Here is a 13,576-nt window from a genome sequence, read left to right as displayed (position 1 = left end):
CCCGGCACAACACCGGCCTGACCGACCTGCCGAAGGTGGAGAAGTCGGAGCTGTGGTACTCGTTCCAGGCGCCGACCCCCTGCCCGGAGTCCTACCTGTCGACTCCGACGCAGACCTGCCCAGTGCTCTTCCCGGAGCTGGGCACCGGTGGGGTCGGCCCGCACGGCGCGGCGAAGTACGACTACGACCCGGAGCTGAGGTCGGAGACGAAGTTCCCCGCGTACTACGACGGCGCCATCTTCTTCGGCGAGTTCACCCGGGACACCCTCAAGGAGATCCGGCTGGACGACCAGGGTGACATCCTGAAGATCAACAACGTGTTGAACTGCGGGCAGGCGCCCACCACCCCGGCCAAGCCGTTCCTCTGCGACAACCCGATGGACATGCGGTGGGGCAAGGACGGCAACTTCTACCTGCTCACCTACGGCGACGGGTTCTTCAACATCAACCCGGACGCGGCGATGCTCAAGTTCAGCTACGTCAAGGGCCTGCGAGCACCGATCGCCGTGCTGAACGCCACCCCGACCAACGGGCGGGCACCGCTGACCGTCGCCTTCTCCAGCGAGGGCTCGAAGGACCCGGACCCGGGCGACTCGATCAAGTTCGCCTGGGACTTCGACGGCAACGGCACCACCGACTCGATCGACCCGAACCCGTCGTTCACCTACACCACCAACGGGGTCTACACCGCCCGCCTGACGGTGACCGACTCCAGCGGCAAGACCGCGTCGGCGAACACCACCATCACCGTCGGCAACACCGCGCCGACCGTCACGGTCAACACCCCGCTCGAAGGCGGCTTCTTCAACTGGGGCGACGACATCCCGTGGACGGTCACCGTCACCGACCCGGAGGACGGGCCGATCGACTGCAGCAAGGTCGAGGTGACCTTCGTGCTCGGCCACGACAGCCACGGGCACGGTGAGGCCAACCAGTTCGGCTGCTCCGGGGTGCTGCCCACGGACGCGGACGACGCCTCGCACGGCGGCTACATCTACGGCGTGGTCAGCGCGTCGTACACCGACAAGGGCGCCAACGGGCAGCCGGCGCTGACCACGGTGGACCAGCAGATCATCCAGGCCAAGCGGCAGGAGGTCGAGTTCGCCACCGACGAGTCCGGCACCACGGTCGCCACCACCGCCGACACCGGCGGCGGGCAGCAGCGCGGCAGCCTCGACCCGGGTGACTGGATCGCGATCAACAACACCGTCAACCTGACCAACATGCAGTCGGTCATGCTGCGCACCTCCGGTGGCAGCGCGGCCACCGCCGGTCAGCCGCGGTTCGGCGTCCAGTTCCGCCTGGACTCCCCCACCGGCCCGCTGCTGACCACCGCCACGGTCAACGCGACCAGCGGCAACAACGCCTTCACCAGCACCACCGTGCCGATCACCGACCCGGGCGGGACGCACAAGCTCTACCTGGTCTTCACCACCGTCCCCGGCGGGCCGACCAGCGGCTTCGGCAACCTCAACTGGGTCGAGTTCACCGGCCAGGGCATCGGCGTCACCCCGTGACGCACGGGGTGGGGCCGCCCGCCGGGCGGCCCCGCCCCGGCCCCCCTTCCCCACCACCACCATCACCTCAGAAAGGCAGCCCGAGATGAACGACAGCACACACGGGATGAGCCGCCGCCGGATGCTCGGCACCATCGCCGGGGCGGCCGGCGCGGTCGCCGTCGGCGCCGCCGGCTGGGCCCCCTCGGCCGCCGCGGCGAGCAACGGGGTGCTCGTCCCGACCGGCAAGCGGGGCATCATCCTCTACAGCGTCCGCGACCGGATCGGCGCCGCCGACGACGGCAGCGGAGTGCCGTTCGGGTTCGAGCGGGTGCTCGGCCGGCTCGCCGAGATCGGGTACAAGGAGGTCGAGTTCGCCGGCTACACGCAGCACACCTCGATCCTCGGCCGGCAGATCACCCCGGCGGAGATCCGCAAGATCCTCGACGACAACGGGCTGCGCGCCAACGGCTCGCACGCCTCCGTCCCGAGCACGGTCACCCCGACCACGATCGCCCAGTTCGAGCAGACGCTGGACACCGCCGAGATCCTCGGCATGACGCACATCGGCACCGGCAGCGACCCGACGGGCAGCAACTACAAGGCCGACTGGGACGCCGCGGCCGACCGGTGGAACACCTTCGGCGAGATGGCCGCCGCGCGGGGGCTGAAGCTCTACACCCACAACCACGACGCGGCGTACAACTTCCTGCTGGACAGCGGGCCGCTGGATGCGCTGGGCCGGCCGACCCGATCCTCCGGCATCCGCAAGCTGGAGTACTTCTTCGGGCTCACCAACCCGGAGTGGGTCTGGTTCGAGATGGACATCTACTGGGCCCACGTGGCGCAGTACCGCTACCGCAGCTACACCGACCCGGACGGGGTGACCCAGACGAACATCTTCGACCCGCTCGCCACGGTGGCGGCCCGGACGATGCGGTTCCCGCTGTTCCACGCCAAGGACGGTAAGATCAACACGGGCACCACCAACGGGTACGACATGGTGCCGCTCGGCCAGGGCGACATCGACTACGGCGGCTTCTTCGCCAACATGGGCGCCAAGGGCTACCACAACCCGATGTGGGAGCAGGACACCGCGCCCGGTGGCAGCGCCGACCCCGGCCGGTCGCTGCGCTACGCGGAGATCAGCTACCAGCACATGTCGAGTCTGCGGGGCTGATCCGACCCGCCGACCCGTAAAGGGGGGCCGCACCCGGGAAACCGGGGGCGGCCCCTTCGCGTCACGCGGTGGTGACGCGGGTGTGGCACATTCGGAAGCGAGGTGATCGTATGACCATAGTCGGACCGGAGAACGCGGACCAGGCGCGGCTGCTGCGACTGCTGCGCGACGGCCCGCGCTCCCGGGTGGAACTGGCGGACGCCGTGGGCCTACCCCGGGCCCGGTTCACCGCCGAGGTGGACCGGCTGACCGCGCAGGGGCTGGTGGAGACGGCCGGGCCGGCCGCGTCCCGGGGCGGTCGCCGGTCGTCGCTGCTCCGGATCGCCGGGCAGGTCCGGTTCGGCGCGGTGGTCGTCGGCGACGGGCGGCTCGACGTCGCGCTCACCGACGGCGAGCTGACCGTGCTCGCCCGGCACGGCGAGCCGCTCGACGCACGAGTTGGCCCGGACGCGGTGGTGGGCCGTGCGGTCGAGGTGCTCGGCAAGCTCCGCGCCGAGGCCGGGCTGGTCCGGCTGGCCGGGGTCGGGGTGGCCCTGCCCGGACCGGTCGCGGTCCGCGACGGCGCGCCGTCCGTCGCGCCCGCCCTGCCCGGCTGGCACCAGTTCCCGGTCCGCGACACCATCGCCGCCGAACTGGGCTGCCCGGTGCAGGTCGACAACGACGCCAACGTGATGGCGCTCGGCGAGCAGCACGCCGGCACCGGCCGGGCGTTCGACGACTTCCTCTACGTGAAGCTGGGCAACGCGATCGGCTCCGGGCTGATCCTCGGCGGCGCGCTGTACCGGGGCGCGGCGAGCGGGGCCGGTGACGTCGGTCACCTCCAGCTCACCGAGGACGGGCCGCTGTGCGGCTGCGGTCAGCCCGGCTGCCTGGAGGCGTACTGCGGGGATGCCGCGCTGGTGCGGGACGCGGTGACCGCCGCGCGGGCCGGACGCTCGACGGCGCTCGGCGACCGGCTGGCGGCAGCCGGCACGCTGACCATGGCCGATGTGGCCCGGGCCGCGACCGGCGGCGACCCGGTCGCGCAGACCCTGGTCCGCGACGCCGCCCGCCGGCTCGGTCAGGTGCTGGTCAGCCTGGTCAGCTTCGTCAATCCGGCCATCGTGATCATCGGCGGGGCGGCCCCCGGCATCGGCCCGGTCCTGCTGGCCGAGATCCGCAGCGTGGTCTACCGGCGCTCGACGCCGCTGGCCACCGGCAGCATGCCGATCGTCCTGTCCGACCTGGACGACCGCGCCGCGCTGGTCGGCGCGGCGCGCCTGGTCAGCGACCAGGTCTTCGCGGCCTGCTGATCGCCGGCGGCGTCGTTCCGGTCCGGCCTTCGGGCGGGTGCCGCAGGCGAACCACTGGCTGGCCGCTACGAACTTGATGACGTAGGTGAATCATCGGCGCTGGCCCGCCCCGGCGGATCGGCCCGGCGGCGGCCGACCGGGGTGAATCGTTCACGTCATCAAGTTCGTAGCGGCCGAAAGGTCAGTCCCGGTTGCTGCTGAAGGCGGCGTCGAAGGCCGCGGCCGGGGCGTCGAAGGCGAGCCGGCGGACGAACTGGATCGCTTCGGGCGCGCCGACGAGCCGGTCCATGCCGGCGTCCTCCCACTCGATGGAGATCGGGCCGTCGTAGCCGATCGCGTTCAACGCCCGGAAGCAGTCCTCCCACGGCACGTCCCCGTGGCCCGTGGACACGAAGTCCCAGCCGCGCCGCAGGTCCGCCCACGGCAGGTGCGAGGAGAGCCGGCCCCGCCGCCCGTCGCCCGTACGCACCTTCGCGTCCTTGCAGTCGACGTGGTAGATGCGGTCGGCGAAGTCGAAGATGAAGTTGACCGGATCCAGCTCCTGCCAGACGAAGTGCGACGGGTCCCAGTTCAGCCCGAACGCGGGCCGGTGGCCGATCGCCTCCAGCGTCCGCTTCGTGGTCCAGTAGTCGTAGGCGATCTCACTGGGGTGCACCTCGTGCGCGAAGCGGACCCCCACCTCGTCAAAGACGTCGAGGATCGGGTTCCACCGGTCGGCGAAGTCCTGGTAGCCGCGTTCGATCATGGCCGGCGGCACCGGCGGGAACATCGCCAGCGTGTGCCAGATGGACGAGCCGGTGAAGCCGACCACCGTCCGCACCCCCAGCTTCGCCGCCGCGCGCGCGGTGTCCTTCATCTCCTCGGCGGCCCGGCGGCGTACGCCCTCCGGCTCGCCGTCGCCCCAGATCCGGGCGGGCAGGATGTCCTGGTGCCGCTCGTCGATCGGGTGGTCGCAGACCGCCTGCCCGACCAGGTGGTTGGAGATGGCGAAGACCTGCAGGTTGTGCTTGGCGAGGGTGGCCCGCTTCCGGTCCACGTACGACTCGTCGGCGAGCGCCTTGTCGACCTCGAAGTGGTCGCCCCAGCAGGCGATCTCCAGGCCGTCGTAGCCCCACTCGGCGGCCAGCCGGCAGACCTCGTCGAACGGAAGATCGGCCCACTGGCCGGTGAACAGCGTGATGGGTCGCGCCATTGTCCTTCTCCCCTGTGGTGATGGGGGATTCCGTTGCGGGCCGGGGCGAGGGCGACCGGGCGTCAGCGACCCTGGGGCACCGGTGGGCGCGGTCGCGCCTCAGGCCCGACGGGTTGCGCCTCCCGTCGAGTCACCGGCCACCTCACGGTCGCCGCCCCCACTCTATTTCCGCCGCCCCGCTCGCGGAAGGCCCCATCCGCGGGGCCCGGCCTTTCACTGCCGGCGGTGCGCGGCGCGGACGGTCAGTTCGACCAGGGCCGAGCGGGCGGGCTCGGCCAGCGGCGTCCGGTCGAGCGCGGCACGGGCCTGGTCGACCCGGGTCTGGATCATCCCCTCGACCCGCTCCCGCGCGCCGGTGACCTCGATGATCTCCCGCACCTCGGCCGCGCCCCCGTGGTCCAGTTCTTGGTCGCCGACCAGCGCCCGCAGCCGCGCCGCCTGGGTCGGGCCGGCCGCCGCCCGGGCCAGCGCCAGCAGCACGGTCGGCTTGCCTTCCCGCAGGTCGTCCAGGTTCGACTTGCCGGTGACGGCCGGGTCGCCGAAGACGCCGAGCAGATCGTCGCGGAGCTGGAAGGCGTCCCCGAGCGGGTCGCCGAACTCCGCCAGCGCGGTCACCGCGGCCGGGTCGGCCCCGGCCAGGGCGGCACCGATCTGCACCGGCCGGGTCACCGTGTAGCGGGCCGTCTTCATCCGGACCACGGCGAGGGCGGAGGCCACCGAGCCGTCGCCGACCGCGGAGACCACGTCCAGGTACTCCCCCGCAATAACCTCCGCGCGCATCCGCGCGAAGACGGCGAGGCCCTGGCGGACCCGCCCCGGTTCGAGCCCGCAGTCGTGGAACATCTGCCCCGACCAGGCGGCGCAGAGGTCGCCGCAGAGCAGGGCGGCGTCCCGGCCGTACGCCTCGGGGTCGCCCTGCCAGCCGGAGCGGGCGTGCAGGTCGGCGAAGACCCGGTGCACCGAGGGCTGGCCGCGCCGCAGGTCGCTGCGGTCCAGGATGTCGTCGTGGATCAAGGCGAAGGCGTGGAACAGCTCCAGCGCCGCTGCCGCGACCACGATCGGGGCGCCGTCCGGACCCCCGAAGCCGCGCCACCCCCAGTAGCAGAACAGGGGCCGCAGCCGCTTGCCACCGGCGAGAACGAACCGGCGCAGCACGGCGTGGACGGCCCCCGTACCGTCGTCCGACCGACCCGGCCGCCGCTCGCGCAGGAACGCGGCGAGCGCGGCGTCGAAGCGGTCCCGCAGCAGGGCCGGGTCGGTCGGTGCGACGGTCACGGTCACGGCGCCTCCCGGGCCAGTCCGGCGAGCTGGAGCAGCAGGGCCTTCACGTCGGTCGCGGCGACCCGGTCCCGGGCCGCGGCCGGATCGGAGCAGAGCAGCACCGGCCCGTCGGCCGGGTTGGCGGGCAGCCGGCCGTGCGAGCCGCGGACCGCCCGCGCCCCCGCGTCCAGCCCCACCACGCTCATCAGATAGCGCATGCCGAGCTTCTTGCGGGCCAGCGCCACCGCCGCCCGCCGCTTCGCGGCACCCGGTGCGGCCGGGTCGAAGAACAGCTCGGCCGGATCGTAGCCGGGCTTGCGGTGGATCTCCACGAGGCGGGCGAAGTCGGGCGCGCGGGCGTCGTCGAGCCAGTAGTAGTAGGTGAACCACGCGTCCGGCTCGGCCACCAGCACCAGCTCCCCGGAACGCTCGTGGTCCAGCCCGTAGCCGGCCTGGCCCTCGGCGTCCAGCACCTCGGCGACCCCGGGCAGCCCGGCGCAGAGCTTGGCCACCGCCGGCACGTCGGCCGGGTCCTTGACGTAGACGTGCGCGACCTGGTGGTCGGCGACCGCGAAGGCGCGCGACGTCCACGGGTCCAGGTATTCCATGCCGTCCTGCGTGTAGACCCGCAGCAACCCCTCGGCGCGCAGCAGCCGGTTGACGTCGACCGGGCGGGAGACGTCGGTGATGCCGTACTCGGAGAGCACCACCACGGTGGCGTCCCGCTCCCGGGCGGCGTCCAGCAGCGGGCCGAGCACCGCGTCCAGCTCGGCCGCCGCGGCGGCGGCCTGCGGCGAGGACGGGCCGAACCGTTGCAGGTCGTAATCGAGGTGCGGGACGTAGACCAGGGTCAGGTCCGGGGCCTCGTCGGCGAGGATCCGCTCGGCGGCCCGGCAGATCCACCGGGACGAGGGCAGCCCGGCGCCCGGCCCCCAGTAGGTGAAGAGCGGGAAGGTGCCGAGCGCGTCGGTGAGGGTGTCGTGCAGCTCGGGCGGGTCGGTCCAACAGTCCGGCTCCTTGCGCCCGTCGGCGTAGTAAATGGGGCGCGGGGTGACCGTCCAGTCCACGTCCGCGCCCATCGCGTACCACCAGCAGACGTTGGCCACCCGGTAGTCCGGCTCGACCCGGCGGGCCGCCTGCCACAGCTTCTCCCCGCCGACCAGGGCGTTGTGCTGCCGCCAGAGGAACACCTCGCCGAGGTCGCGGAAGTACCAGCCGTTGCCGACGATCCCGTGGCCGGACGGCAGCTCCCCGGTGAGGAAGGTGGACTGCGCCGAGCAGGTGACCGCCGGCAGCACCGTGCCCAGCTCGGCGGCGAAGCCCTCCTGCGCGACCGCGCGCAGCCGGGGCATGTGCGCCAGCAGGCGCGGGGTCAGCCCCACCACGTCGATGACCACCAACCGCTTGCTCATGCCGGCACCTCGCTTCGCTCGGCACCGCCATGAGGCACCACCGCGCTGGGTCGATGATTCACTCGCTGCCGCTCGCTCATGCCGCCACCTCGCTTCGCTCGGCCAGCCCGAGCCCGATCAGCTCGTCGCGGGCGAAGGCCAGTTCGGCGGCGATGCCGGCGGCCAGCTCCGCGTCGGTGCGCGGCCGCCGCGCCGCCGGCAGCACCCCCCAGGTGTACGTCTCGACGTCCAGGTGCTCGCAGCCGGCGACCGGTCCGGCGTAGAGCGCGGCGAGCGCGGCCCGCAGCACCGGCAGGGTGGACCGCAGCGGCGGCTCGGGCGGGGCGTGCAGCGGCACGTGGTAGTGCACCCGCCACGGCCCGGGCAGCCGCGCGTCGAGGGCGGCGTCGAGGTCGTCGGCGGCGTACGCCGGGTCAGCCGGGTCGGTGACCTCGGCGCAGCCGGCGGACCGGGTCTGGTGCAGGAAACGCGGCTCCACCCAGCGGCCCAGCGCCTCGGCCGAGCCGTCCGGGTCGGCCGCCTCGACGGCGGCGGAGACCTGCACCTTGACCACCGGCAATCCGGCGGCCCGGAGCCGGCCCAGCGCCTCGGCCGGCTCCTCCCAGGCGCAGGCGAGGTGGGCCAGGTCGAGGCAGATCCCGAGCCGGTCCAAATCCATGGCTGAGAATATCTCACGCGCCTGTCCCGTGGACTCCACCAGGCAACCCGGTTCCGGCTCGAAGCCGACCCGGATCGTCCGGCCGGTCTCCCGTTCCACCGCGGCGAGCCCGGCCGCCAGCTCGTCCAGGCGGCGCCGGGCAAGGTCGGCCCGGCCGGCGTCCCACGGCGTACGCCAGGCCAGCGGCAGCGTGGAGATCGAGCCGCGGGCCGCATCCTCGGGGAGCAGGTCGGCCAGCACCCGGGCCAGGTCCAGGGTGTACCCGAGCCGCTCCGGGGTGGTCCAGTCCGGGTGGTACACCGCGCCCTTCACCACCGGCGCCTGGAAGGCCGCGTACGGGAAGCCGTTGAGGGTGACCACCTCGAGGCCGCGTACGGTCAGCTCGTGCCGGAGCCGGCGGCGGGCCGCCGGGTCGGCGGCGAGCGCGGCGGCCACCGGGGCGGCCAGCCACAGCCCCAGCCCGAGCAGGTCGGCGCCGAGCGCCCGGCGGACCGGGAGCGCGTACGTGTCGAGCTGGGCGAGGATCCCGGCCAGGTCCTCGGCCGGGTGGACGTTGGTGCAGTAGCCGAGGTGAACGGTGCTGCCGTCGGCGTGCCGGAACCGCATCACTCGCCCCCGCGCAGGATGGAGTTGCCGGCGAAGGTGGGCGCCGGCGCGTCGACGTCGGTGAGGTCCAGCTTTCCGGACTGGCCGTAGAACTCGACCGGGTTGCGCCACAGCACCCGGTCCACGTCGTCCTCGGTGAACCCGGCGAGCAGCATCGCCTCCCCGGTGGCCCGGGTGAGCAGCGGATCCGAGCGCCCCCAGTCGGCGGCCGAGTTGACCAGCATCCGCTCGGTCCCGTACGTCTTCAGCAGCTCGACCATCCGCGGCGGCGACATCTTCGTCTCCGGATAGATGGAGAAGCCCAGCCAGCAGCCGGTGTCCCGGACCAGCTTCACGGTGACCTCGTTGAGGTGGTCGACCAGCACCCGGCCGGGTTCGATGCCGGACTCGGCGACCACCGCCAGGGTGCGCTCGACGCCGCGGGCCTTGTCCCGGTGCGGGGTGTGCACCAGGGCGGGCAGGTCGTGCGCGACGGCCAGGGCGAGCTGCCCGGCGAAGGCGGCGTCCTCGGCCCGGGTCATCGAGTCGTAGCCGATCTCACCGATCGCCACCACGCCGTCCTTGTCGAGGTAGCGCGGGAGCAGGTCGAGCACCGGGTGGCAGCGCGGGTCGTTGGCCTCCTTCGGGTTCAGCGCCACGGTGGCGTGGTGCCGGACGCCGAACTGCCCGGCCCGGAACGGCTCCCAGCCGATCAGCGAGTCGAAGTAGTCGACGAACGAGGCGGCGCTGGTGCGTGGCTGGCCGAGCCAGAACGCGGGCTCCACCACCGCGCGTACCCCGGCGGCGGCCATCCGCTCGTAGTCGTCGGTGGTGCGTGAGGTCATGTGGATGTGCGGGTCGAAGATGCGCATCACGCCTCCCTGGCGGTGGTGGGGTGCGAGCCGGCGCCGAGCCGGTCGAGCAGGTCGGTGGCGTCGGCGGGCATGGTCCGGCCGGCCGCGTGCCGCTCGGCCGCGAACGCGGCCAGCATCGCCGCCAGCTCGCCGTCCGCCCGGCCGTGCAGGTCGTCGACGGCCGCCAGCGGCACGCCGGTGAACACGCACTTGAGCACGGCCTGCCGCCAGGCCGGCTGCTCCAGGTGCCGGGAGTACGGGCCGAGCGCGGCGGCGATCAACCGGGTGTCGTTGGTGCGGATCGCGTCGTGCAGCAGCGGCACGCAGGCCGCCCCGATGGGCAGCAGCGGCAGGGCGCGCAGCACGGCCCGCTTCTCGGCGGCGTCGCCGTGCCGGTAGAGCGAGTCGGCCGCCGCCGCGTGGTCGGCGGGGAGCGCGGTGAGCAGCAGCGCCCGGGCGGCCTCGTCGACCGTCCAGCCGGGCGGATCGGGCAGCGGCCCCCGCCCGCACCGCCGGGCGGCGGTGGCGAAGAGGCGCGCGATCGCCTTGGGCTCGGTCGCGACGCGGCGCAGGGCCGCGTCCAGCCACTGCGGATCGGGTACGCCCCGCAGCGCGGCGCGCAGTCGGTCGGGTGTCATGCCGTCTCCCCTCTGAGCCGGGTGGCAGGTGCTCAGCCACCGCCTTTGCTCTGCAGCCCCTTACGCAGCACCCGCGATCCGGACGTGTTGCCTCCGTGGCTGCAGAGCAAAGGGTCCGAGTCGGTTGTCCGGTGCCGGGCGGTCCCGGCGGCGGCGTGCAGGAATTCGATCGACCGGGCGGCGACCGCCGGCGCGGCGTGCGAGTGCCGGGGCAGCTCCACGGCCACCAGACCGCGGTAGCCGGCGTCGGCGAGGGCGCGCAGCACCGGCGGGAAGTCGATCTCGCCGGTGCCGAACTCCAGGTGCTCGTGCACGCCCCGGCGCATGTCGTCGATCTGCACGTTGACCAGGTGCTCGGCGACCGCCGTGACGCAGTCGGGCACCGGCCGGGGCTCCAGACAGCGGCAGTGCCCGATGTCAAGGGTGAGGCCGAAGCCGGGCGGCGCGCCGAGCGCGTCCCGCAGCCGGTGCCAGCCGGCGATGTCCTCGACCAGCATGCCCGGCTCGGGCTCGAACCCGAGCGGCACGCCGGCCGCCGCGGCCTCGGCGCAGACGGTGGCGCAGCCGGCCACGAGCCGGTCCCAGGCGACCGACTCCGGCACCTCCGGCGGGCGTACGCCGGCCCAAAAGGAGACCGCCTCCGCGCCCAGGTCCGCGCCGATCCGCACGGCCCGGCGGAGGAACTCGATCCGCAGCGCCGGGTCATCGTGCAGCAGCGTCGGGGCGTGCTTGTGCCACGGGTCGAGCAGGTAGCGGGCGCCGGTCTCGACCACCACGGCCAGGCCGAGCGCGGCCAGCCGGCGGTGCACCGCGGCCACCCGGCGGCCCAGTTCCGGGGCGAACGGGTCCAGGTGGTCGTGGTCCAGGGTGAGCGCCACCCCCTGGTAGCCGAGGTCGGCGATCACGCCGAGCGCGTCGTCGAGCCGGTGGTTGGCGAAGCCGTTGGTGCCATACCCGAAGCGGAGCCCGGCCGGGTCCAGCGGGCCCCCGCGCCCGGCCGGTGCGTCCGCCGCCGCCTGGGTGGTGCCGGGCGACGCGGAGGGGAGCGAAGGGCTGGTCATGTCGGCGAGATCAGTCGGGCCAGGCGGCGGCCGAGCGGGGCGGCGGCCGCGACGGCGAGGCCGAGCAGCCGGGCGCCGGCCCGGGCGGTCAGCGCGCCCTGCAACGCGGGCAGCCCGGTGATGCCCGCGCCGACGGCGGCCCGGACCCGGGCCGGTGACGGGTCGGCGAGCACCCGGACCTGCGCCGATCCGTAGCGGGTGGCGTAGCCGGCGGCGAGCGCGGCGGGGACCGGCTCGGTGCGGCTCAGCGCGGTGGCGGCGACCAGGGCGGTGCCGGCCAGGGTGGCTTGGGGCAGCCGCCGGTCGGCGCCGGAGACCTCGCGACGGGACAGCGCGGTGACGGTCCAGGTGTGCGCGGCGACCGTCAGCGCCGCCGGCAGCGCCCGGAGGACGCCCCGCCGGGCCGAGGGGACGCCGCGTGTCGCACCCCGGCCGGTGCCGGCCCGGCGGTCGCGGCGGCCGGGAGCGGGGCTCGCGCCGAGCAGCACGTCCAGGCCCCGGCAGGCGGCCATCACGGCGGGACCGGCGGCGGTGTTCTTGGCGAGCAGGTCGTACCCCCAGATCGCGCCGGCGAGCGGGACCGCGACGGCGGCGGCCCGCCGACCCCCGGCGGCGGTGGCCACGGCGAGCCCGGCGGCGGTCAGGCCGGCGGCGACCCCGAACGCGGCGGCCGGGTGGACCCGGCCGGACGGGATCGGCCGCTCGGGGCGTTCCACGGCGTCCAGCCGCCGGTCGGCCCAGTCGTTGGCGGCCATGCCGGCCCAGTAGAGCAGCACCGACGCCCCGGCCAGGGCCGGCGTCCGGCGGTCCAGCGCGCCGGCCGCCGCCGCGCCGGCCACCACGTCCCCCGGTACGGAGAGCGCGGCGGGTGCCCGGACCAGCTCGGCGAGGTCGGCCAGCCGGGTCATCGCCCGGCTCCGGCGTGCAGCCCGGCGACGAAGTCGCAGAGCACCGCCCACTGCCCGGCGAGCGAGTGGGTGGGCGCGTCGATGCCGTCCTTGAAGAAGAACGCCAGCTCGGCCAGGGGGCCGTGGCGGCCTGCGGCGTGCGCGGCGGCGGTGAGCCGGGCCAGGTCGAGCACCAGCGGGGCGGCCAGCGCCGAGTCGCAGCCGTGCCAGGTGAACTCCATCCGCATCCGGGTGCCGAGGAAACCGGCGAAGGTGACCAGGTCCCAGGCGGTCTTGAAGTCGCCGAGTTCCTCGACGTAGTCGATCCGGGTGTCGCCCTGCGGCAGGTAGCCCAGGGTCTCCCCGAGCACCCGCTGCTTGCTGCCCACCTTGGCGGCGTTGGCGGCCGGCTCGGCGAGCGTGGCGCCGTCCCCGCCGCCGAGCAGGTTCAGCCCGGACCAGGAGCGCACCGCCAGGTGCCGCATCGCGAACATCGGCGCGAGCACCGACTTGACCAGGGTCTCCCCGGTCTTGCCGTCGTGCCCGGCGTACGGCAGGCCGCGCTCCTCGGCCAGGGCCGCCAGCGCGGGCAGCCGAGCCCCGGTGGACGGCGTGAAGTCGACGTACGGGCAGCCGGCGGTGAAGGCCGCGTACGCGTACAGCGAGCTGGCCGGCAGCACGTCGGCGGAGCCGGCCAGCGTCTCCCGCAGCGCGGCCAGGTCGTGGTGGGCCGGGTGCGCGGCGACGGCCGGTTCGGTGGTGGAGACGTTGACCACCACCACCCGGTCCAGGGCGTGCCGGTCGCGGAACTCGGTGAGGTCGCGGGCCACGGCGGCCGCCCGCTCGGCCTGGGTGGCCCCGGTCGGGGCGGGACGCAGCCCCGCCTCGACGCCGGCCAGTTCCCCGGCGAGGGCGTCCACCAGCCGGCCGGGCAGCACTCCGGCGGTGGCGAGCGCCTCGGCCCGTTTGATGAGCGGACACGCGACCACGTCGTGGCCGCCGAACACCAGGTCGGCGAAGGCCGGCAGGGCCGGCCCACGCAGGTCGGGCAGCTCGGTGAC

12 protein-coding genes are annotated in these 13,576 nt (G+C 74.2%); 3 read left to right on the top strand and 9 right to left on the bottom strand.

The genetic code is table 11. The features are described 5' to 3' along the window. The 3 genes from FXF52_RS37960 to FXF52_RS37950 form a co-directional block, all read left to right on the top strand. A partial coding sequence (locus tag FXF52_RS37960; protein WP_148804503.1) for a carbohydrate-binding protein occupies positions 1–1,517 on the top strand: 1,517 nt, incomplete at its 5' end. A gap of 85 nt (positions 1,518–1,602) precedes the next feature. Next, positions 1,603–2,676: a sugar phosphate isomerase/epimerase gene (locus FXF52_RS37955; protein ID WP_255472800.1), complete on the top strand. Its 1,074-nt coding sequence runs from the start codon at positions 1,603–1,605 to the stop codon at positions 2,674–2,676. A gap of 110 nt (positions 2,677–2,786) precedes the next feature. Then, positions 2,787–3,968 carry an ROK family transcriptional regulator gene (locus tag FXF52_RS37950; protein WP_148804502.1) on the top strand — a complete coding sequence of 394 codons (1,182 nt, stop codon included), beginning with the start codon at positions 2,787–2,789 and terminating at the stop codon, positions 3,966–3,968. Positions 3,969–4,149: 181 nt separating this feature from the next. On the opposite strand, the gene FXF52_RS37945 is transcribed toward FXF52_RS37950, so the two are convergent. From FXF52_RS37945 to FXF52_RS37905, 9 genes are all read right to left on the bottom strand, one after another. Then, a complete protein-coding gene (locus tag FXF52_RS37945) occupies positions 4,150–5,160 on the bottom strand; it encodes a sugar phosphate isomerase/epimerase (RefSeq protein WP_148804501.1) in 1,011 nt (336 codons plus the stop codon). A 213-nt stretch (positions 5,161–5,373) separates the two neighbouring features. Next, on the bottom strand, positions 5,374–6,441 hold the full coding sequence (locus tag FXF52_RS37940; RefSeq protein ID WP_148804500.1) for a polyprenyl synthetase family protein: 1,068 nt from the start codon (positions 6,439–6,441) through the stop codon (positions 5,374–5,376). Further along, positions 6,438–7,832, bottom strand: coding sequence for an alkaline phosphatase family protein (locus tag FXF52_RS37935; protein WP_148804499.1), 1,395 nt, complete (start codon positions 7,830–7,832; stop codon positions 6,438–6,440). The genes FXF52_RS37940 and FXF52_RS37935 overlap by 4 nt, the downstream gene beginning before the upstream one ends. Before the next feature lie 76 nt (positions 7,833–7,908). Then, the gene (eboE, locus tag FXF52_RS37930) at positions 7,909–9,096 is read right to left on the bottom strand and encodes a metabolite traffic protein EboE (protein WP_148804498.1); all 1,188 of its coding nucleotides are present in this window, start codon (positions 9,094–9,096) and stop codon (positions 7,909–7,911) included. Next, positions 9,096–9,947: a TatD family hydrolase gene (locus tag FXF52_RS37925; RefSeq protein ID WP_148804497.1), complete on the bottom strand. Its 852-nt coding sequence runs from the start codon at positions 9,945–9,947 to the stop codon at positions 9,096–9,098. Before FXF52_RS37925 ends, eboE begins: the two co-directional genes overlap by 1 nt. After that, the gene (locus FXF52_RS37920; RefSeq protein WP_148804496.1) at positions 9,947–10,567 is read right to left on the bottom strand and encodes an EboA domain-containing protein; all 621 of its coding nucleotides are present in this window, start codon (positions 10,565–10,567) and stop codon (positions 9,947–9,949) included. The genes FXF52_RS37925 and FXF52_RS37920 overlap by 1 nt, the downstream gene beginning before the upstream one ends. A 32-nt stretch (positions 10,568–10,599) precedes the next feature. Further along, a complete protein-coding gene (locus FXF52_RS37915; RefSeq protein WP_148804495.1) occupies positions 10,600–11,628 on the bottom strand; it encodes a sugar phosphate isomerase/epimerase in 1,029 nt (342 codons plus the stop codon). Further along, positions 11,625–12,536, bottom strand: coding sequence for an SCO3242 family prenyltransferase (locus FXF52_RS37910; protein WP_148804494.1), 912 nt, complete (start codon positions 12,534–12,536; stop codon positions 11,625–11,627). Before FXF52_RS37910 ends, FXF52_RS37915 begins: the two co-directional genes overlap by 4 nt. Continuing rightward, the coding region (locus FXF52_RS37905) for an inositol-3-phosphate synthase (protein WP_148804493.1) at positions 12,533–13,576 on the bottom strand (1,044 nt) is incomplete at its 5' end. The genes FXF52_RS37910 and FXF52_RS37905, both read right to left, overlap by 4 nt.

The organism is Micromonospora sp. MP36 (assembly GCF_008119785.1).
Taxonomy (GTDB): Bacteria; Actinomycetota; Actinomycetes; order Mycobacteriales; family Micromonosporaceae; genus Micromonospora.
Note: the sequence above shows the minus strand (reverse complement) of the source record. Positions and strands in the feature narration are given on the sequence as shown.